The 20,003-nt window shown below is 73.9% G+C and carries 15 protein-coding genes; 12 read left to right on the top strand and 3 right to left on the bottom strand.

The window, feature by feature from the left end; all coding sequences use genetic code 11:
• Positions 1 to 487: 487 nt before the first annotated feature.
• From ABT112_RS31740 to ABT112_RS31785, 10 genes are all read left to right on the top strand, one after another.
• Positions 488 to 2,596: an ATP-binding protein gene (locus ABT112_RS31740; RefSeq protein WP_351515251.1), complete on the top strand. Its 2,109-nt coding sequence runs from the start codon at positions 488 to 490 to the stop codon at positions 2,594 to 2,596.
• Between the two features lie 84 nt (positions 2,597 to 2,680).
• Positions 2,681 to 4,312 (top strand): PucR family transcriptional regulator, encoded by a 1,632-nt coding sequence (locus ABT112_RS31745; RefSeq protein ID WP_351515252.1) that lies wholly within the window; start codon positions 2,681 to 2,683, stop codon positions 4,310 to 4,312.
• 318 nt (positions 4,313 to 4,630) lie between these two features.
• Positions 4,631 to 6,076, top strand: coding sequence for an aldehyde dehydrogenase family protein (locus tag ABT112_RS31750; RefSeq protein WP_351515253.1), 1,446 nt, complete (start codon positions 4,631 to 4,633; stop codon positions 6,074 to 6,076).
• 300 nt (positions 6,077 to 6,376) lie between these two features.
• Entirely contained in the window at positions 6,377 to 8,314 is a 1,938-nt protein-coding gene (locus tag ABT112_RS31755; protein WP_351515254.1) for an acyl-CoA dehydrogenase family protein, read from the top strand.
• Between the two features lie 75 nt (positions 8,315 to 8,389).
• The gene (gene dxr, locus ABT112_RS31760; RefSeq protein ID WP_351515255.1) at positions 8,390 to 9,640 is read left to right on the top strand and encodes a 1-deoxy-D-xylulose-5-phosphate reductoisomerase; all 1,251 of its coding nucleotides are present in this window, start codon (positions 8,390 to 8,392) and stop codon (positions 9,638 to 9,640) included.
• Positions 9,637 to 10,938, top strand: a complete 1,302-nt coding sequence (locus tag ABT112_RS31765) for a M50 family metallopeptidase (RefSeq protein ID WP_351515256.1) — start codon at positions 9,637 to 9,639, stop codon at positions 10,936 to 10,938. The genes dxr and ABT112_RS31765 overlap by 4 nt, the downstream gene beginning before the upstream one ends.
• Positions 10,939 to 11,123: 185 nt before the next feature.
• Positions 11,124 to 12,278, top strand: coding sequence for a flavodoxin-dependent (E)-4-hydroxy-3-methylbut-2-enyl-diphosphate synthase (gene ispG / locus ABT112_RS31770; protein ID WP_351515257.1), 1,155 nt, complete (start codon positions 11,124 to 11,126; stop codon positions 12,276 to 12,278).
• A gap of 151 nt (positions 12,279 to 12,429) precedes the next feature.
• Entirely contained in the window at positions 12,430 to 13,275 is an 846-nt protein-coding gene (locus ABT112_RS31775; protein WP_351515258.1) for a GNAT family N-acetyltransferase, read from the top strand.
• Positions 13,276 to 13,339: 64 nt separating this feature from the next.
• The gene (locus tag ABT112_RS31780; RefSeq protein WP_351515259.1) at positions 13,340 to 13,876 is read left to right on the top strand and encodes a GNAT family N-acetyltransferase; all 537 of its coding nucleotides are present in this window, start codon (positions 13,340 to 13,342) and stop codon (positions 13,874 to 13,876) included.
• 118 nt (positions 13,877 to 13,994) lie between these two features.
• Positions 13,995 to 15,692: a proline--tRNA ligase gene (locus tag ABT112_RS31785; protein WP_351515260.1), complete on the top strand. Its 1,698-nt coding sequence runs from the start codon at positions 13,995 to 13,997 to the stop codon at positions 15,690 to 15,692.
• A gap of 279 nt (positions 15,693 to 15,971) precedes the next feature.
• On the opposite strand, the gene ABT112_RS31790 is transcribed toward ABT112_RS31785, so the two are convergent.
• The 3 genes from ABT112_RS31790 to ABT112_RS31800 all read right to left on the bottom strand — a co-directional run bounded on the left by ABT112_RS31790 (position 15,972) and on the right by ABT112_RS31800 (position 18,180).
• Complete coding sequence (locus tag ABT112_RS31790) at positions 15,972 to 16,910, bottom strand: aminoglycoside phosphotransferase family protein (RefSeq protein WP_351515261.1); 939 nt, start codon at positions 16,908 to 16,910, stop codon at positions 15,972 to 15,974.
• Positions 16,911 to 16,960: 50 nt separating this feature from the next.
• Positions 16,961 to 17,470 (bottom strand): ferritin-like domain-containing protein, encoded by a 510-nt coding sequence (locus ABT112_RS31795; RefSeq protein WP_351515262.1) that lies wholly within the window; start codon positions 17,468 to 17,470, stop codon positions 16,961 to 16,963.
• 125 nt (positions 17,471 to 17,595) lie between these two features.
• Entirely contained in the window at positions 17,596 to 18,180 is a 585-nt protein-coding gene (locus ABT112_RS31800; protein WP_351515263.1) for a hypothetical protein, read from the bottom strand.
• A gap of 262 nt (positions 18,181 to 18,442) precedes the next feature.
• On the opposite strand from ABT112_RS31800, the gene rimP reads away from it, so the two are divergent.
• Positions 18,443 to 18,970 (top strand): ribosome maturation factor RimP, encoded by a 528-nt coding sequence (rimP, locus tag ABT112_RS31805; RefSeq protein ID WP_351515264.1) that lies wholly within the window; start codon positions 18,443 to 18,445, stop codon positions 18,968 to 18,970.
• Between the two features lie 2 nt (positions 18,971 to 18,972).
• A complete protein-coding gene (gene nusA / locus ABT112_RS31810; RefSeq protein WP_351515265.1) occupies positions 18,973 to 19,968 on the top strand; it encodes a transcription termination factor NusA in 996 nt (331 codons plus the stop codon).
• Positions 19,969 to 20,003: the final 35 nt, after the last annotated feature.

Raw genomic sequence — 20,003 nt, forward strand, 5'->3', positions numbered from 1 at the left:
GGGGGGTTCCGGAACGTATATTTACGGCCCTGGGGCCCACAAATACACGGAAGTTTCCGGAACCCCCCACCCCTGCGCCCCCACCCCCTTACGTCCGGACCACCCCGCCCGGTGGCCCCACCCCCTTGCGTTCACCCGGCCGCCCTGCGGCCCCGTGCCCTTGCGTCCGGACCTCCGGTCCGTCGTGGCGCGCCGCCGTCCTTGCCCAGCCCTGCGGCCTCCGCTGCCGTCATGTCCGGGCCGGGCCGGTGGCGCCGCACCGTCGGGTTCACCTCGTTCTGCTGTCCTGCGTCCTGGCTTTCGCCCGGCGCCTGTGGCATCGGGCCTCTTCGGTCAGGTCGCTCTGTGGGCGCCTTGGGCTGCGGTTCGTGCCCGGCGTCCGTTCTCGGTGTGGGGGGCGGGTGTGGTTCGGGGCCGTGAACTCCCCTGGCCGGGGCACTAGATTGAGGCGCTGACAGCCTGGCCGGTGAGGGGACGAGGGCAGCAGATGGAGACCGAGGGGACGCAGGGGTTGCGCGGTACGCGGTCGGGCCACGTGCCGCGGCAGGCGGTGCCGCCGCGGCCCGCGGCGCCGCCGTCGGCGGGGCCGGGCGGTCAGGCGTTCGTGGACTGGCTGCGCGCCCCCCGGACCGAGGCCGAGCCCGGCATCTGGGCGTTCGGGCACCGGCCCCGGCCGCCCGAGGAGCCGGACCGGATCCCGGGCCGTCAGCTGATCAGCGGGGCGCTGATCGCCTTCCTCTGCGGCTGGCTGCTGTGGTCGCTGTGCTGGAACGGCTATCTCGGCAGCTACTGGCTCTGGCCGCTGTTCCTGCTCACCCCCGACTCCTGGCGGGAGGCCGGCGGCGCCCAGCTGGCGTTCGTCTGGGCCACCTACCTCTACTACGGCCTCTTCGCGCTGCTCCTAGTGGTGGTCTTCGGCCGGCTCGGCCGGTGGGCCGAGGTGTGGCGGCGGTACGGGGCCGGTGCGCTGCGCCGGGTCTGGGACGACACGTCCGCCCAGCCGCCCGCCGAGCCGCACACCGATCCCGCGGCCTGGCCCGCGCTGCGCGAGGCCGGCGCCCCCGACATCGCCGACCGGCTCGCCGAGGAGGCCCGGGCCGGGCGGATGACCGACGTCGACCAGGCCCGGATCGACCGGGCCTGGCAGTCCGTGCGGAGCCGTCCGGAGCGGCTGGCGGCGTTCACCGAGACCGTGCGCCGCGAGGGCGCCGCCGCGTGCGCCCATCCGTCCGGCGCACGGGATCTGACGGTCCGTACCGCACGGCACGACCTGCTGACGCGTCAGGTGCGGATCGGCACCACGGCCGAGGACCGGCGCAACCCGTACGCCTACCGGGGGACCGGGTTCGCCCTCGGGCCCGGGCTGCTCGGCACGTCGCTGCTGGCCGTCGGGCCGGCCGGGGCCGGGAAGACCGGCCGGGTGGTGCGGCCGGTGCTGGAGTCGCTGTGCCTCCAGGCGCTCGCCGGCCAGGCCGCCGTCGTCTCCGTGGGCGCGGCGGGGGCGCCGCTCGCCCCCGACGACGCCTTCGACGTGGTGATCCGGATCGGGCGCCCCGAGTCGGAGTACGACCTCGACCTCTACGGCGGCACCACGGACCCCGACGAGGCCGCCGGGGTGCTCGCCGAGGCGCTGATCGGCGATCTGGTCGTCACGGACCCGGTCGCCGACACCCGGCGGGCGGCCACCGCCCTCGCCCAGCTCCTCGGCCCGTACCGCGCGGTCCACGGCCGCTTCCCGTCCGTACCCGAGCTGCGGGAGCTGCTCGACGGGGGATCCGCCGCGCTGGGCGTGCTGCGCTCCTCCCTGGAGGGCTCGGCGCAGGCCGCGCTGCTGCGCGAACTCGACGCGCGGGAGCGGCAGTCGGGCCGGGCCGGGGACGTGGCGGCGCTGCTCGCGGACCGGCTCGCGCTGCTCGACCGGCCCGCCTTCGCGGACTTCTTCGACACCGCGGGCAAGACCCGGCCGTTCTCGCTGCGCGCCCTGGAACACCCGCTGCGGGTCCGCATCGACCTGCCCGAGCGCGGCCACACCGACGCCTCCCGGCTGCTGACCCGGCTGGTGCTCGCCCAGTTCACCGAGTGCGCCACCGGCCGCGCCGACCGCTCGCTCTTCGCCTGTCTCGTCCTCGACGACGCGACGCAGACCGTGACCGCGGAATCCCTCCGCGGCATCCAGCGCCTGCGGTCCGCCAACGCCGGAGCCGTGCTCACCCTGCGGACCCTGGAGGACGTGCCCGAACCGCTGCGGACCGCCACCCTGGGCGCGGTGGGCTGCCGGATGGCCTTCGCCGGCGTGACGACCTGGGACGGCGCGCGGTTCGCCGAGGTCTGGGGCAAGGAGTGGGTGGAGACCCGGGACGTCACCAACCGGCAGATCATCGCGGACGAGCCGCTGACCCGGGTGGTGCACACCGTGCGCCGGCTGGTCACCGGCCGGGCGGTGACGGCCGAATCGGTGACCGTGCGGACGGTGGAGCGGGAGCGCTGGTCCGCCTCCGAGCTGGCCCACGCGGTGCCCGCCGGGCACGCCGTCCTCTCGCTCACCACCGTCCGCGGCGATCACGCCCCGCCGCTCCTGGTGGACCTGCGGGAATGACCCGGTGCCGGGGATTCGTCCGCTGAGGCAGAATCGAACTGAGCCGTTCGTACGGGACGGCACAATTGATCGCCTGAAGGTGCCATGCCTCCCACGCTCGCCTCCCTCGTCCACCACTCCGCGCTCAAGCTGGGCGTACGCGCCGGTGGGGACCGTCTGGAGACCGCGGTGCGCTGGGCGCACGTCAGCGAACTCGCCGACCCGGTGCCCTACATGGACGGCGGCGAGCTGCTGCTCACCACGGCCATGAAGCTCGACGCCGAGGACGACGAGGCGATGCGCCGCTACGTCCGCCGGCTCGGCGAGGCGGGCGTGGTCGGGCTCGGCTTCGCCGTCGGCGTCAACTACGACGCCATACCCCAGGCCCTCGTCGCGGCGGCGGAGGAGGCCGACCTGCCTCTGCTGGAGGTGCCCCGCCGCACCCCCTTCATAGCGATCAGCAAGGCCGTCTCCGCCGCCATCGCCGCCGACCAGTACCGGGCCGTCACCGCGGGCTTCGAGGTCCAGCGCGAGCTGACCCGGGCGGCGCTCGGCGCGGAGGGCTCGACCGCTCTGCTCGCCCGGCTCGCCGCCCACCTCGACGGCTGGGCCGCCCTCTACGACGCCTCCGGCACCGTGGTGGCCGCCGCACCGGAGTGGGCCTCCCGCCGGGCCGCCCGGCTCACCGCCGACGTCGAGCGGCTGCGCGAGCGGCCCGCCCCGGCGAGCGCCGTGGTCGGCGCCGCCGACGCCGGCGAGGACCGGGTCGAGCTCCAGTCGCTGGGCACCGGGCGCCGCGCCCGCGCGGTGCTCGCGGTCGGCACCGGAGCCCCGCTGGGCACCGCCGAACGCTACGCCGTGCACTCCGCGGTGGCCCTGCTGACCCTGGTCACCGAGCGGTCGCGCGCCCTGCACGAGGCCGAACAGCGGCTCGGCGCCGCCGTCCTGCGGATGCTGCTGGCCGGGGAGCCCGACCACGCCCGGACGGTGGCCGGACCGCTGTACGGCGGGCTGCTCGACGCCCCGTTCCGGGTGCTCGTCGCCGAGGCCGTCGCCGGGGCGGCGGACGGTCCCGGGGCGGAGCGCGACGGCGCCCCCGACGCCCTCGCCACCCTCGCCGACGCCCTGGAGTCGGCGGCCGCCCGCAGCGCGGAGGCCGTCCTCGTGGTCCCCGACGGGGCGCGGCTGGTGGTGCTCGCCCCCGACGGCGGGGCCGCCGTCGCCGCCTGCGGCCAGTACGCCGAGGCCCTGGAGGCCCGGCGGGGCACGGCGACCCGGCCGCACGAGCGGGCCGCCGCCGAGGGCGACGAGATCGCCATCGGTCTGTCCGCCCCGTCCGGCCCGATCGCCTCCGCCTCCGCCTACCGGGAGGCCGAACAGGCCCTCTCGGTGGCCCGCCGCCGGGGCCGCGCCCTGGTGGAACACGAGCAGGTCGCGGCCGGTTCCGTGCTGCCGCTGCTCGCCGACGACGCGGTGCGCGCCTTCGCCGACGGCATGCTCCGGGCCCTCCGCGAGCACGACGCCACCGGCCGCGGCGACCTGGTCGCCTCGCTGCGGGCCTGGCTCTCCCGGCACGGCCAGTGGGACGCCGCCGCCGCCGACCTCGGCGTCCACCGCCACACCCTCCGCTACCGCATGCGCCGCGTCGAGGAGATCCTCGGGCGCTCCCTGGACGACCCGGACGTGCGGATGGAGCTGTGGCTCGCGCTGAAGGCGACCACGGTCCCGGGGCCGTAGCCCGCCCCCGGACAGGGCCTCGACGCGGAGTGGGCGGGAGGGAGCGGAGGCACCACACGGCCTCGGTTCCGCCGGCCCCGTGCGGGAGGGAGCGGAGGCTCCGGCCCAGCCGGACGCGCTCGGTCGGCCGTGCGGGGGCGACGCGGGTCCCGTGACCCGGCCCCGCCCACGGACCGAAGCCTTCCGCAGGGGTGCCAAACCGGCGAGAGCGCACCCCGTTACCACTCCATGCCGGACAAACGTCATTCGACGCGCCGCCCCCTACGGTGGAGGCACCAAGAGCACCTCCCCACCACTTCGGAAGGGCCGGGATCCGCTGTGACCACACACCACGCGTTCTGGCTCGCCGGCCGCGAGGCTGCCGGCGACGACACGTTCGACGTCACCTCCCCCTGGGACGGCAGTCTCGTCGGCACGGTGAGCGTCCCCACCGAGGCCCAGGTCGAGGAGGCCGTGGCCGCCGCGGACGCCGTGCGGGCCGAGTTCGCCGCGACGCCCGCGCACGTCCGGGCCGCCGCCCTCGACCACGTCTCGCGGCGCCTCGTCGAGCGCACCGAGGAGATCGCCCGGCTGATCTCCGCCGAGAACGGAAAGCCCGTCAAGTGGGCGCGCGGCGAGGTCGGCCGCGCCGTCTCGGTGTTCCGCTTCGCGGCCGAGGAGGCCCGCCGCTTCAACGGCGGCGAGGCCCAGCGCCTCGACACCGACGCCGGTGGCGTCGGCCGGCTCGCCTTCACCCGCCGCTTCCCGCGCGGCACGGTGCTCGGCATCGCCCCGTTCAACTTCCCGCTGAACCTCTGCGCCCACAAGATCGCCCCGGCGATCGCCGTCGGTGCGCCGATCATCCTCAAGCCCGCCCCGGCGACCCCGCTGTCCGGCCTGATCCTCGGCGAGCTGCTCGCCGAGACGGAGCTGCCGGCCGGCGCCTGGAGCGTGCTCCCGGTCCCCAACGACCGGATGCCGGCCCTCGTCCAGGACGAGCGGCTGCCGGTCATCTCCTTCACCGGCTCCGACACCGTCGGTTTCGCGATCATGGAGTCGGTGCCGCGCAAGCACTGCACCCTGGAGCTCGGCGGCAACGGCGCCGCCGTCGTCCTGCCGGACTTCTCCTCCGAGGCCGACCTGGACTGGGCCGCCGGCCGGATCGCGACCTTCTCCAACTACCAGGGCGGCCAGTCCTGCATCTCGGTGCAGCGGGTCATCGCCGACGCCTCCGTCTACGACCGGCTGGTGCCCAAGGTCATCGCCGCCGTCGAGGCCCAGGTCACCGGCGACCCGTCGGACCCGGCCACCGACGTCGGCCCGCTGGTCAGCGAGGACGCCGCCAAGCGCGTCGAGTCCTGGGTCGACGAGGCCGTGAACGCCGGCGCCCGGCTGCTGGCCGGTGGCAAGCGGGACGGCGCCTCCTACGCCCCGACCGTGCTCGCCGACGTCCCGGCCGACGCCACGATCGCCTGCGAGGAGGTCTTCGGCCCGGTTCTCACGCTGCACCGGGCGGATGGCGAGGCGGCGGCCTTCGCGGCCGTGAACGACTCCAAGTTCGGCCTCCAGGCCGGCGTCTTCACCCACGACGTCCAGGCCGCCTTCCGGGCCCACCGCGCCCTGGAGGTCGGCGGTGTCATCATCGGCGACGTCCCGTCCTACCGCGCGGACCAGATGCCCTACGGCGGCATCAAGCAGTCCGGCGTGGGCCGCGAGGGCGTGCGGTACGCGATGGACGACTACACCTACGAGCGGGTCATGGTGCTCACCGGCATCGATCTCTGACCTTCCCGGGACGAGGACCGGCGGCGGCCGGGGGTGCGCACGGCGTACCCCCGGCCGCCGCCGTCTGCCGGGCCGTGCCGGAGAAGCACGCCGCGCCCCATAAGAGGAGCACCCCGTGCCCTCCATAAGCGGCCCGCGCACCGCTGTCCACCGGTGGCGGAAAGCGGCTCCGGAACGCCACCCGTTCGCGCGCGAGGGCTGGCACCACCCGTCGGGATCGGGTATTACGGGCAAGTAGTACCCATCGGTAGTCCGTCGCTCGACCGACCCCGTCCCGACTCGCGGTGAGGTGACCCGTCCATGACCGCCACTTCCGCCAAGCCCACCGTCACAGAGCGTGAAGCACGCCAGGTCGCCGAGGCAGCTCGCGAGCAGGACTGGCGCAAGCCGAGCTTCGCCAAGGAACTGTTCCTGGGCAGGTTCCGGCTCGATCTCATCCATCCGCATCCGGCGCCACCCGTGGAGGACGTCCGGCGCGGCGAGGAGTTCCTCGCCAAGCTCCGCGACTTCTGCGACACACAGGTGGACGGCGCCCGGATCGAGCGCGAGGCGCAGATCCCCGACGAGGTCGTGGCCGGCCTCAAGGAGCTAGGCGCCCTCGGCATGAAGATCGACACGAAGTACGGCGGGCTGGGCCTGTCCCAGCTGTACTACAACAAGGCGCTCGCCCTCGTCGGCACCGCCAGCCCGGCCATCGGCGCCCTGCTCTCCGCCCACCAGTCGATCGGTGTGCCGCAGCCGCTGAAGATCTTCGGCACCCAGGAGCAGAAGGACGCCTTCCTGCCCCGCTGCGCCCGCACCGACATCACGGCGTTCCTGCTCACCGAGCCCGATGTGGGGTCCGACCCGGCGCGGCTCGCCACCACCGCCGTCCCGGACGGCGACGACTACGTCCTCGACGGCGTCAAGCTCTGGACCACCAACGGGGTCGTCGCGGACCTGCTGGTCGTCATGGCGCGGGTGCCGAAGAGCGAGGGGCACTCCGGCGGGATCACCGCCTTCGTCGTCGAGGCAGGCTCCGAGGGCATCACCGTGGAGAACCGCAACGCCTTCATGGGCCTGCGCGGCCTGGAGAACGGCGTCACCCGGTTCCACCGGGTCCGGGTGCCCGCGGCGAACCGCATCGGCGCCGAGGGCGCCGGCCTCAAGATCGCCCTGACCACCCTCAACACCGGCCGGCTCTCGCTGCCCGCGATGTGCGTCGGGTCCGGCAAGTGGTGCCTGAAGATCGCCCGCGAGTGGTCGACGGTTCGCGAGCAGTGGGGCCGGCCCATCGCCCGGCACGAGGCCGTCGGCTCCAAGATCTCCTTCATCGCCGCCACCACCTTCGCCCTGGAGGCCGTGGTCGACCTCGCCGGACAGATGGCCGACGAGGACCGCAACGACATCCGGATCGAAGCCGCCCTCGCCAAGCTCTACGGCTCCGAGATGGCCTGTCTGATGGCCGACGAGCTGGTGCAGATCCGCGGCGGCCGGGGCTTCGAGACCGCCCCGTCCCTCGCCGCCCGCGGCGAACGCGCCGTCCCCGCCGAGCAGATGCTCCGGGACCTGCGGATCAACCGCATCTTCGAGGGCTCCACGGAGATCATGCACCTGCTGATCGCCCGCGAGGCCGTCGACGCCCACCTGTCGGTCGCCGGGGACCTGATCGACCCCGACAAGTCGCTGACGGACAAGGCCCGGGCGGGCGCCAAGGCGGGCGGGTTCTACGCCCGCTGGCTGCCCAAGCTCGTCGCCGGCCCCGGCCAGCTGCCCCGCACCTACGCGGAGTTCCACCCGGCCGGGCACCCCGACCTGGCCGTGCACCTCCGCTACGTCGAGCGCTCCGCCCGCAAGCTCGCCCGCTCCACCTTCTACGCCATGTCCCGCTGGCAGGGGAAGATGGAGACCAAGCAGGGCTTCCTCGGCCGGATCGTCGACATCGGCGCGGAACTCTTCGCGATGAGCGCGGCCTGCGTCCGGGCCGAGCTGCTGCGGGCGACCGAGGACCACGGCCGGGAGGCCTACCAGCTGGCGGACGCCTTCTGCCGGCAGTCCCGGATCCGGGTCGAGGAGCTCTTCGGCCGGCTCTGGAGCAACACCGACGACCTCGACCGCAAGGTGGTCAAGGGCGTTCTCGGCGACGCCTACACCTGGCTGGAGGACGGCATCGTCGACCCCTCCGGCGACGGTCCCTGGATCGCCGACGCCACCCCCGGACCGTCCGCCCGGGAGAACGTCCACCGCCCCATCCGCTGACGCCGCGCGCCGCGCCGGACCGTCCCAGGGGGACACCCTGTCCGGCGCGGCGCCCGGTACGGACACAATGGGGGGATGACGGACTCCCTCGCCCACCCGCACGACCGCTTCGAGGCGGCCACCGCCGCCTCCGGCGGACTGCGGGACATCGTGATCCTCGGCTCCACCGGCTCCATCGGCACCCAGGCCATCGACGTGGTGCTGCGCAACCCCGACCGCTTCCGTGTCACCGGTCTCTCCGCCGCGGGCGGCCGGGTGGCCCTGCTGGCCGAGCAGGCGTACCGGCTGAGAGTCCGCACCGTCGCCGTCGCCCGGGAGGACGTCGTCCCCGCCCTGCGCGAGGCGCTCGCCGCGCAGTACGGGAGCGAGCCGCTGCCCGCGGTCCTGGCCGGCCCCGACGCCGCCACCGAGCTGGCCGCCACCGACTGCCACTCCGTCCTCAACGGCATCACCGGATCCATCGGCCTCGCCCCGACGCTGGCCGCCCTCGAAGCGGGCCGGGTGCTGATCCTGGCCAACAAGGAGTCGCTGATCGTCGGCGGCCCGCTGGTGAAGGCCGTGGCCAAGCCCGGCCAGATCGTGCCGGTCGACTCCGAGCACTCCGCGCTCTTCCAGGCCCTGATGGGCGGCGCCCGCTCCGAGGTCCGCAAGCTCGTCGTCACCGCCTCCGGCGGCCCGTTCCGCGGCCGGACCCGGGAGCAGCTCGCGACGGTGACGCCCGAGCAGGCCCTCGCCCACCCCACCTGGGCCATGGGCCCGGTGATCACCATCAACTCCGCGTCCCTGGTCAACAAGGGGCTGGAGGTCATCGAGGCGCACCTGCTCTACGACGTGCCCTTCGACCGCATCGAGGTCGTGGTGCACCCGCAGTCCTACGTTCACTCGATGGTGGAGTTCACCGACGGCTCCACCCTGCTCCAGGCGAGCCCGCCCGACATGCGGATGCCGATCGCTCTGGGCCTCGGCTGGCCCGACCGGGTGCCGGACGCCGCTCCCGGCGTCGACTGGACCAAGGCGTCGACCTGGGAGTTCTTCCCGCTCGACGAGGACGCCTTCCCGTCCGTCGGCCTCGCCCGGCACGTCGGCGGCCTCGGCGGCACGGCCCCCGCCGTGTTCAACGCGGCCAACGAGGAGTGCGTCGACGCTTTCTTGGCCGGAAAGCTGCCGTTCAACGGAATTGTGGATACCGTCGCCGACGTGGTCGCCGAACACGGCACGCCGCGGGGAACGGATCTGACCGTCGCGGACGTCCTCGAGGCGGAGACCTGGGCGCGCGCCCGCGCGCGGGAACTGGCGGCGAAGGCAGCAGCGGAGGCTCGCGGATGACGACACTGATGACGGTTCTCGGCATAGTCGTCTTCGTGGTGGGCCTGCTCTTCTCCATCGCCTGGCACGAACTGGGCCACCTCTCCACCGCCAAGCTCTTCGGCATCCGGGTCCCGCAGTACATGGTCGGCTTCGGCCCCACCATCTGGTCCCGGCACAAGGGCGAGACCGAGTACGGCGTCAAGGCCATCCCGCTCGGCGGCTACATCCGCATGATCGGGATGTTCCCGCCCGGCGATGACGGCAAGGTCACCGCCCGCTCCACCTCGCCGTGGCGCGGCATGATCGAGGACGCCCGCTCGGCCGCCTTCGAGGAGCTCCAGCCGGGCGACGAGAAGCGCCTCTTCTACACGCGCAAGCCGTGGAAGCGCGTGATCGTGATGTTCGCCGGGCCGTTCATGAACCTGGTCCTGGCCGTGGCGATCTTCCTGTCCGTGCTGATGGGCTTCGGCATCAACACCCAGACCACCACGGTCAGCACCGTCTCCGACTGTGTGATCTCGCAGACCGAGAAGCGGAACAAGTGCGCCGACGGCGACCCGGCCTCGCCCGCCAAGGCCGCCGGTCTGGAGCCGGGCGACCGGATCGTCGCGTTCAACGGCGACCGGGTCGCCGACTGGAGCGGCCTGCAGGGCCACATCCGGGACACCGTCGGCCCCGCCACGCTCACCGTCGAGCGCGACGGCGCCACCCGCACCCTGCACGCGAACCTGGTCAAGAACCAGGTCGCCAAGAACGACGGCAACGGCCGCGCGGTCCCCGGCGAGTACGTCACGGCGGGCTTCCTGGGCTTCAGCCCGGCCACCGGCGTCGTCCAGCAGTCGTTCGGGCAGTCGGTGGACCGCATGGGCGACATGATCACCACCGGCGTCCAGTCGCTGATCGACCTCCCGCAGAAGGTGCCCGCCCTGTGGGACGCGGCCTTCGGCGACGGGGAGCGCGAGCCGGACTCGCCGATGGGCGTGGTCGGCGCGGCCCGGGTCGGCGGCGAGGTGTTCAACCTCGACATCCCGCCGGAGCAGCGGGTGGCGACCATGCTCTTCCTGGTCGCGGGCTTCAACCTGTCGCTGTTCCTCTTCAACATGCTGCCGCTGCTGCCGCTGGACGGCGGCCATATCGCGGGCGCGGTGTGGGAGGGCATCCGGCGGCACGCCGCACGGATCTTCCGGCAGCCCGACCCCGGCCCCTTCGACGTGGCCAAGCTCATGCCGGTCGCCTATGTGGTCGCCGGGATCTTCATCTGCTTCACCCTTCTGGTGCTGGTGGCCGATCTCGTCAATCCGGTCAGAATCTCCTGATCGGACGGGGCCCCGACCCCCGGTCGGACCAGGCCGCGACGGCCGGGCGTGCGCCACGCCCGGCCGTCCGGCTCCGAGCCACTCCGGGGGCCGGGATGTGCTGATGCCGGGAGAGGTGTCGTAATCTCGGTGACCGGAGCCCGCCGATCTCGGGACCGTGTCCACACCTTGGGGTTGCTCGCACAATGACTGCGATTTCGCTTGGAATGCCGTCCGTTCCGACCAGGCTCGCCGAGCGGCGCCACAGCCGTCGGATCCAGGTCGGAACGGTCGCCGTGGGCGGGGACGCTCCGGTCTCGGTGCAGTCGATGACGACGACGAACACGGCCGACATCGGTGCCACCCTCCAGCAGATCGCCGAGCTCACGGCCTCGGGCTGCCAGATCGTCCGCGTCGCCTGCCCCTCGCAGGACGACGCCGACGCGCTGCCGATCATCGCCCGGAAATCCCAGATCCCGGTCATCGCCGACATCCACTTCCAGCCGAAGTACGTCTTCGCCGCGATCGACGCCGGCTGCGCCGCGGTCCGGGTGAACCCCGGAAACATCCGGCAGTTCGACGACAAGGTCAAGGAGATCGCGCGCGCCGCCTCCGACGCGGGTACTCCGATCCGTATCGGCGTGAACGCGGGATCCCTCGACAAGCGGCTGCTGGAGAAGTACGGCAAGGCCACCCCGGAGGCCCTGGTCGAGTCCGCGCTGTGGGAGTGCTCACTCTTCGAGGAGCACGGCTTCCGCGACATCAAGATCTCGGTCAAGCACAACGACCCGGTCGTCATGGTCAACGCCTACCGGCAGCTCGCCGCCCAGTGCGACTACCCGCTGCACCTCGGCGTGACCGAGGCCGGCCCGGCGTTCCAGGGCACCATCAAGTCGGCCGTGGCCTTCGGCGCCCTGCTCTCCGAGGGCATCGGCGACACCATCCGGGTCTCCCTGTCGGCCCCGCCGGCCGAGGAGGTCAAGGTCGGCATCCAGATCCTGGAGTCGATGAACCTGCGGCAGCGCCGGCTGGAGATCGTCTCCTGCCCCTCCTGCGGCCGCGCCCAGGTGGACGTCTACAAGCTGGCCGACCAGGTCACCGCGGGCCTCGACGGCCTGGAGGTGCCGCTGCGCGTCGCCGTCATGGGCTGCGTCGTGAACGGCCCGGGCGAGGCCCGCGAGGCGGACCTGGGTGTCGCCTCCGGCAACGGCAAGGGCCAGATCTTCGTGAAGGGCGAGGTCATCAAGACCGTCCCGGAGTCGAAGATCGTGGAGACCCTCATCGAGGAGGCCATGAAGATGGCCGAGCAGATGGAGAAGGACGGCATCATCTCCGGCGAGCCCGAGGTCTCCGTCGGCTGATCCCGGGTCCGTACCCCTGGTCCGCACCCCGTCCGGGCCCCGCCCCGGAACCGGCCGGAAGCGGGGCCGTTCCGAGGGCGGCGTGCACCGGCACCGGGCGGGTACAGTGCGGAGACCAGATGAGGGGCCGGACGGCGAGGCATTCCGAGACGTGTTGACGACGACCACCACCAAGGTTCTCGAACCGGGCGAGCTCGACGCGGCTCTCGCGGTCCTCGACCGTGACCCGGTCGCCAACGCCTTCGTCGCCGCCCGCGTCCAGGTGGCCGGACTCGACCCCTGGCGGCTCGGCGGCGAGATGTGGGGCTGGTACTCCGAGGGGCGGCTGGAGTCGCTCTGCTACGCCGGCGCCAACCTGGTGCCGGTCTGCGCCGGCCCCGAGGCCGTCCGCGGCTTCGCCGACCGCGCCCGCCGGGCCGGCCGCCGCTGCTCCTCGATCGTCGGCCCCGCCGGGCCCACGGCCCAGCTGTGGTCCCTGCTGGAGCCCAGCTGGGGCCCCGCCCGCGAGGTCCGCTCCCATCAGCCGCTGATGGTCACCAGCGCCCTGCCGGCCGAGGTGGCGCCCGACCCGCTGGTCCGGCGCATCCGCAAGGACGAGATGGACATCGTCATGCCCGCCTGCGTGGCGATGTTCACCGAGGAGGTCGGCGTCTCGCCGCTGGCCGGCGACGGCGGACTGCTCTACCAGGCCCGGATCGCCGAACTCGTCACCGCGGGGCGGTCGTTCGCCCGCGTCGAGGACGGCAAGGTGGTCTTCAAGGCGGAGATCGGGGCGGCCACGGCCAAGGCCTGCCAGATCCAGGGCGTCTGGGTGGCACCGGAGTACCGCGGCCGCGGCCTGTCCGAGATCGGCATGGCCGCCGTCCTGCAGTTCGCCCTCAAGGACGTCGCCCCCGTCGCCAGCCTCTACGTCAACGACTACAACCACACCGCCCGCGCCGCCTACCGCCGCGTCGGCTTCGAGGAGGCCGGGGCGTTCATGAGCGTCCTGTTCTGAACGGCGGGCAGCGCGGCGGAAACGTGCCCGTCCCCGGTCCCCGGGCGCAGGTAGGGTCGCGGTCATGGATGACGTAGCGGTCGGACCGCTCGACCTGGCCGGGAGGGTGGACGAGGCGCTGGCCGTGCAGGCGGTCGCGTTCGGGCTCAGCAGCGACGAGGTCGGCGTCCGCCGCCACATCGTGCTGCGGCACCTCGGCTGCCCCGGCGCCCGCGCCCTCGGCGCCGTCACACCCACCGGCCGGCTCGTCGGCTTCGTCTACGGCATGCCCAACGACCGCGGGCACTGGTGGTCCACCGTCGTCGAGCCCTACCTGCGCGGCGCCGGACAGGACGACTGGCTCGACAACGCCTTCGTCATCACCGAACTCCATGTGCACCCCGAGTACCAGAAGCGCGGCATCGGCCGCCGGCTGATCACCACCATCACCGACACCGCCGCGCAGCCCCGCAGCATCCTGTCCGCCGTCGACACCGAGAGTCCGGCCCGCGTCCTCTACCGCGCGCTGGGCTACCGCGACCTCGCGCGCCAGGTGCTGTTCCCCAGCGCCCCCAGCCCGTACGCGGTGATGGGCGCGCCCCTTCCGCTCCTCCGGGGCTGACCGGTTCCGGGCCCCTCGGCCCCCGTCCGGCCCGTTCCGGGCGGTATCGGTTAACGGCCGCCGCCCGGTCCCGGATAGCCTCCTGACAATCGCACCCCGCAAGCAGGAGACGAAAACCATGGTCCAGCGCATGTCCCGGATGATGCTCAAGACACTGCGCGACGATCCGGCCGATGCCGAGACCACCAGCCACAAGCTGATGGTCCGGGCCGGGTACGTCCGCCGTTCGTCCGCGGGGATCTGGACCTGGCTCCCGCTGGGCAAGAAGGTGCTGGAGAACGTCTCCCGCGTGGTCCGCGAGGAGATGGACGCCATCGGCGGCCAGGAGGTGCTGCTGCCCGCGCTGCTGCCGAAGGAGCCGTACGAGGCCACCGGCCGCTGGGAGGAGTACGGCGACCTGCTGTTCCGGCTCAAGGACCGCAAGGGCGCCGACTACCTGCTCGGCCCCACCCACGAGGAGATCTTCGCCCTGGTCGTCAAGGACCAGTGCACGTCCTACAAGGACCTGCCGGTGATCCTCTACCAGATCCAGACCAAGTACCGGGACGAGGCGCGCCCCCGCTCCGGTGTGCTGCGCGGCCGCGAGTTCCAGATGAAGGACTCCTACTCCTTCGACACCGAGGACGAGGGGCTGGCCGAGGCCTACCGGCTGCACCGCGAGGCCTACACCCGCATCTTCGAGCGGCTCGGCCTGGACTACCGCATCGTGTCCGCCGTCTCCGGCGCCATGGGCGGCTCCGCCTCCGAGGAGTTCCTGGCCCCGGCCGCCGCGGGCGAGGACACCTTCGTCGACTGCCCCGCCTGTGACTACGCCGCCAACACCGAAGCGGTCACCGTGCCGGTGCCGGTCGTCGAGCCGGCCGAGCACCCGGCCGTCGAGGAGCTGGACACCCCCGACACCCCGACCATCGAGACGCTCGCCGAGCACCTGGGCGTGGACCGCTCCGCGACCCTGAAGAACCTCCTGGTGAAGGTCGACGGGGAGATCGTGGCCGTCGGCGTGCCCGGGGACCGCGAGGTGGACCTCGGCAAGCTCGGCGAGCACCTGGCCCCGGCCACCGTCGAGCTGGTCACGGCCGAGGACTTCACCGGCCGGCCCGACCTGGTCCGCGGCTACGTCGGCCCGCAGGGCCGCGCGGGCACCGCCTTCCGCTACATCGCCGACCCCCGGATCGCCGCCGGCACCAGCTGGGTCACCGGCGCCAACACCGAGGGCAAGCACGCCCGCAACGTCGTCGCCGGCCGGGACTTCGAGGTCGACCAGTACCTCGACGTGGTCGTCGTGGAGCCGGGCGACCCCTGCCCCCGCTGCGGCGCCGGGCTGGAGATCGGCCGCGCCATCGAGATCGGCCACATCTTCCAGCTCGGCCGGAAGTACGCCGACAGCTTCGAGCTCGACGTCCTCGGCCGCGAGGGCAAGCCCGTCCGGGTCACCATGGGCTCCTACGGCATCGGGGTGTCCCGGGCCGTCGCCGCGCTCGCCGAGCAGACCGCCGACGGACAGGGCCTGTGCTGGCCGCGGGAGATCGCGCCCGCCGACGTCCACGTGGTCGCCGCGGGCAAGGCCCGGCAGACCGAAATCGCCCTGGAGGTCGGCGAGAAGCTGCACTCCGCGGGCATCCGGGTGCTCCTCGACGACCGGGCCGGGGTGTCGCCGGGCGTCAAGTTCACCGACGCCGAACTGATCGGTGTGCCGACCATCCTGGTCGTGGGCCGCCGGGCGGCCGAGGGGATCGTGGAGCTCAAGGACCGCCGCACGGGCGAGCGCGAGGAGCTGACCGTGGACGAGGCCCTGGCCCGGCTGACGAAGGCCTGAGAGCCGGCCCGGGAGCGGGCCGGGAACCGTGCGCCGGCCGTCCGCGCGCCCTCCGGGGCCCGCGCGGGCGGCCGGCGCCCGTCGTCGGCGCCCGGTCCGCGGGGCCTTGCGCCATGACCCGAGGGGCCTTGCGCGATGAGATGAGGCCGCGTGGACCGGTGCCGTGCGTCGCGGGGCACCGGAGAGCCCGCACAGCGGAGCCGCCGGGGCTGCCCGGCAACGCCGGTGGGGCGCGGTGCCGGACCACGCGACCCGGGCGGGCACCAGGGCGAGGACCCCTCAGAGCCAGCCCGCGAACTCCAGCAGCACTTCGCCCTCCTGGGTGCGCCCCGCGGTCAGCGACCGCAGGCCCGACTCCACCGCCCGGAACAGCGTCCAGCCGCGCAGCCGGTCCCGGTCGACCTCCAGGGAGTCCGCCAGCTTCGCCACCCGCCGGCGCGTCGCGGAGGCGCCGCCCGACGTCGCGACCAGATCCTCCAGCCGGTCGCGGACCAGCCGCGCCAGGTCGTAGGCCCGCTCGCCGACCACCGGCTCCGGACCGACCGCAAGCCAGGGGGCCCGCTCCGCGGACAGCACCTTGCCCTGCCGGAAGCGGCCGTGCAGCAGCACCGCCTCCGGGGCCTCGGCGGTCAGCGCCGCGTGCACCGCGAGCGCCTCGTCGACCAGCGGCCGCACGCTCTCCGCCCAGGGCTCCCCGGACGCCGCCCGCAGGCGCCGCACGTCCCGCCCGGTCCGCTCGGCCACCGTCGGGAACGGGTGGTCCGCTCCCGGGTCGACCCACAGTCGGCGCACCGTGCCCGCCGCCTCCAGCTGCGCCTTCGCCTCCGGCAGCGAGCTCAGCGAGATCTCCCCGTGCAGCCGCTCCAGCAGCAGCGCGCCCGACTCCGGCTCCGCCGCCAGCAGCCGCACCGCGCCCCAGCCGTCCCACCGCTCCAGCGCGGCCTGCTCCGGCAGCGACCGGACACCGGGCGGCACCAGCTTGAGCACCGCGGGAGTGCCGTCCGCCCGCCGCACCAGCACCACGAGAGAGCTGCGGCCGCCCGGCGCCTGGAGCCGCTCGGCCGTCAACTCCCAGCGTTCCAGGGCGCCGTGGACCAGTCCGGGCAGCGACTCCAGCCAGTCCCGGTCGCCGTCCCTGCCCTCCTCGGCCAGCGCCCGCAGCAGACGCTGTGGCGGTTCGACGGGGACACCGCCCTCGCGCGGTGCTGCTGAAGCCATCCCTGAGCTGTCCCTTTCCATGCCTGCGTACGACCGCCCGCCGCCGTGGGTCAGAGCGCGTCCGCGGTGCGGGTCGCCGTAGCGGTCGGGCCGGCCGGGCCCTGCCGTTCGGCGAGCCCAGGGAAGGCTACGCTCCCCTTGCGCCAGCGGGCCGCCCGCACCGCTGCCTCGCGCAGCGCGGACGCCGCCTCCCGGCGCAGCGAGCCCTCCGCGGCCCCGACGAGGTCGGCGTAGACGCCGGCCACCCGCTCCTCCAGCTCCGCGGCGAGCCGGACCGCGGCCGCCGCGTCGGGCACCGGGAACGGCAGCGCGTACGCGGCGGCTGACGGCTCCGGCTCGCCGCCCAGCTCGTCCACCAGCCGGCGGACCGAGTCCCGCCGCGCCCGGTGCGCGGCGTACGCCTCCCGCGCCTCGTCCAGCCGGCCGTCCCCGATGCGCCCGCCCACGACGCCGTATCCGTAGACGGCGGCGTGTTCGGCCCCGAGCGCCGCCTGGGCCGCGTCCAGCGTCGCCTTCCGGCGCCCGCCGCCCGCGGCGCGGGCTCTGCCGTCTCTCGTCATGGTGTCCCTTCCGGACCGGATGGTGTCGGCGCCGCCCACGGGCCCCGCGCCCCGTTGTCGCTGCCGGGAGGACGGCCGCCCGGTCCGGGGAACTCCCGGGCCCGCCCGGGAGGTTGCGCCCGCACTCAGCCGCTCCCGGTCAGCAGGAGGACGTGCGCGGCGCCCGCCGCGGCCACCGAGGCCAGCAGCCTGGCCAGTTCCGGGGGCGCCTCCAGCAGGGCCTCGGCGCGCGCGTCGGCCGTGCGGCGCTCGGCGTCGGCCAGCGCGGCCAGCGCCTTCTTCTCGTCCGCGGGCACCGGCGGGGCCGCCGCGGCGGACCGGCGGGGCGAGGCGGACGCGGAGGGGGCGGACGCGGAGGGGGCGGACGCGGAGGGGGACGGCGCACCGGGGTCGGTGGAGGACGCGGAGGGCGCCGGTCCGGGGGAGACGAACGCCGCCTCGTGCCGGGCGGCTTCGGCGCGCAGCGGCCGCAGCCGGGAATCGAGCGAGGGGTGGGCCTTCAGCGTCGCGTCGTACCGGGCCACCAGGGCGGCGGAGTCGGCCGCGGAGCGCGCCCGCAGCTTCCGGGCCCCGGAGCCGTGCTCGGCGTCCCGGCCGCCGTCGTCGGAGCAGCCCGAGAGCACGGTGGTGGTGGTGACGCCGAGGGCGCCGGCCAGCAGGCTCCTGCGGCGCGGCCCGGACGGGGCCGGCGGCGGTGTGGCGTGCGGCACGGTTCACCTCCTGTGGGGGGCAAGCGGCGACGGGGCCGGCGGGCGGGAGGAGGCCGACGCCGGACGGGCGTCCTTGATCGGCCGGAGCCGAGCGTACCCGTGGCCTGCGCCGGGAGCCCCGACCGGCTCGGCACGTACCCGCGGGGGGACCGGCCCGGCGTACACCATGGGAGGCGTACGGCAACACCCTCCGCGACCGGATACCCTTTGACCTGACACGCGACCTTCCCACAACAGCACACGCGGCCGAGGAGTCACCCGGATGAGCACCACCCAGAGCGAGAGGCTGCGCGGACTGCTCGAACCGCTGGTCGCCGCGCGAGACCTGGATCTGGAAGAGATCGAAGTGACACCGGCCGGGAAGCGGCGTGTGCTCCGGATCGTCGTGGACTCCGACGAGGGCGTCCAGTTGGACGCCTGTGCCGAACTGAGCCGCGCGGTCTCCGAGAAGCTGGACGCGTCGGACGCCATGGGCGGCGCCCCGTACGTCCTCGAGGTCACCTCGCCCGGCGCCGACCGGCCGCTGACCGAGCCGCGCCACTACCACCGCGCCACCGGACGCCTCATCAAGGCCCAGCTCGTCGACGGAGGCGAGCTGGTAGCCCGGATCACCGCCGTCGACGACGAGGGTCTCGACCTCGAGGTGCCGGGCGTGAAGGGCCGCAAGGCCACCACCCGACGGGTTGCCTTCGGCGAGATCGCCAAGGCCCGGGTGGAGATCGAGTTCAACCGCAAGGCCGCCGACACCAGCGCCGCGGCCGCTGACGACGAGAGCCAGGAGGAGGCGTAGCCGTGGACATCGACATGAGCGCCCTGCGGGGTTTGGTACGGGAGAAGGAGATCTCCTTCGACCTGCTGGTCGGGGCGATCGAGTCGGCCCTCCTCATCGCGTACCACCGCACCGAGGGAAGCCGCCGCCACGCCCGCGTGGAGCTGGACCGCAACACCGGACATGTGACCGTCTGGGCCAAGGAGGACCCCGCCGACCTCGAGGAGGGCGCCGAGCCCCGCGAGTTCGACGACACTCCTTCGGGCTTCGGCCGGATCGCCGCCACCACCGCCAAGCAGGTCATCCTGCAGCGGCTGCGGGACGCCGAGGAGGAGGTCACCTTCGGCGAGTACGCGGGCCGGGAGGGCGACGTCGTCGCGGGCATGGTCCAGCAGGGCAAGGACCCCAAGAACGTCCTGGTCGACATCGGCCGGCTCGAGGCCATCCTGCCGGTGCAGGAGCAGGTCCCGGGCGAGGACTACAAGCACGGCACCCGGCTGCGGACCTACGTCGTCCGGGTGGTCAAGGGGGTGCGCGGACCGTCGGTGACGCTCTCCCGCACCCACCCGAACCTGGTGAAGAAGCTCTTCGCCATGGAGGTCCCGGAGATCGCGGACGGTTCGGTGGAGATCGCCGCCATCGCCCGTGAGGCCGGACACCGGACGAAGATCGCCGTCCGGTCCACCCGTTCGGGGCTCAACGCCAAGGGCGCCTGCATCGGCCCGATGGGCGGCCGGGTCCGCGCCGTCATGGCCGAGCTGCACGGCGAGAAGATCGACATCGTCGACTGGTCGGACGACCCGGCGGAGCTGGTGGCGCACGCGCTGTCACCCGCCCGGGTGAGCAAGGTCGAGGTCGTGGACCTGGCCGCCCGCTCCGCCCGGGTGACCGTGCCCGATTACCAGCTGTCACTGGCGATCGGCAAGGAAGGGCAGAACGCCCGGCTGGCGGCCCGGCTGACCGGCTGGCGGATCGACATCCGCCCCGACACGGAGCAGCAGCCCGCCGAGCAGAACTGAACCGACGGAAACCGGCCGCGGAGCTCGCCCGATGG

Source organism: Streptomyces sp. NPDC002055, from assembly GCF_040296705.1.
Classification (GTDB): domain Bacteria; phylum Actinomycetota; class Actinomycetes; order Streptomycetales; family Streptomycetaceae; genus Streptomyces.

What these genes read in the sequence shown, in the direction of transcription:
- ABT112_RS31785 (WP_351515260.1), top strand. Translation starts at nt 13,995, where the DNA reads ATGGTCCAGCGCATGTCCCGGATGATGCTCAAGACACTGCGCGACGAT.
- ispG (WP_351515257.1), top strand. Translation starts at nt 11,124, where the DNA reads ATGACTGCGATTTCGCTTGGAATGCCGTCCGTTCCGACCAGGCTCGCC.
- ABT112_RS31795 (WP_351515262.1), bottom strand. Translation starts at nt 17,470, where the DNA reads ATGACGAGAGACGGCAGAGCCCGCGCCGCGGGCGGCGGGCGCCGGAAG.
- ABT112_RS31790 (WP_351515261.1), bottom strand. Translation starts at nt 16,910, where the DNA reads ATGGCTTCAGCAGCACCGCGCGAGGGCGGTGTCCCCGTCGAACCGCCA.
- ABT112_RS31740 (WP_351515251.1), top strand. Translation starts at nt 488, where the DNA reads ATGGAGACCGAGGGGACGCAGGGGTTGCGCGGTACGCGGTCGGGCCAC.
- ABT112_RS31780 (WP_351515259.1), top strand. Translation starts at nt 13,340, where the DNA reads ATGGATGACGTAGCGGTCGGACCGCTCGACCTGGCCGGGAGGGTGGAC.
- dxr (WP_351515255.1), top strand. Translation starts at nt 8,390, where the DNA reads ATGACGGACTCCCTCGCCCACCCGCACGACCGCTTCGAGGCGGCCACC.
- ABT112_RS31745 (WP_351515252.1), top strand. Translation starts at nt 2,681, where the DNA reads ATGCCTCCCACGCTCGCCTCCCTCGTCCACCACTCCGCGCTCAAGCTG.
- ABT112_RS31765 (WP_351515256.1), top strand. Translation starts at nt 9,637, where the DNA reads ATGACGACACTGATGACGGTTCTCGGCATAGTCGTCTTCGTGGTGGGC.
- rimP (WP_351515264.1), top strand. Translation starts at nt 18,443, where the DNA reads ATGAGCACCACCCAGAGCGAGAGGCTGCGCGGACTGCTCGAACCGCTG.
- ABT112_RS31755 (WP_351515254.1), top strand. Translation starts at nt 6,377, where the DNA reads ATGACCGCCACTTCCGCCAAGCCCACCGTCACAGAGCGTGAAGCACGC.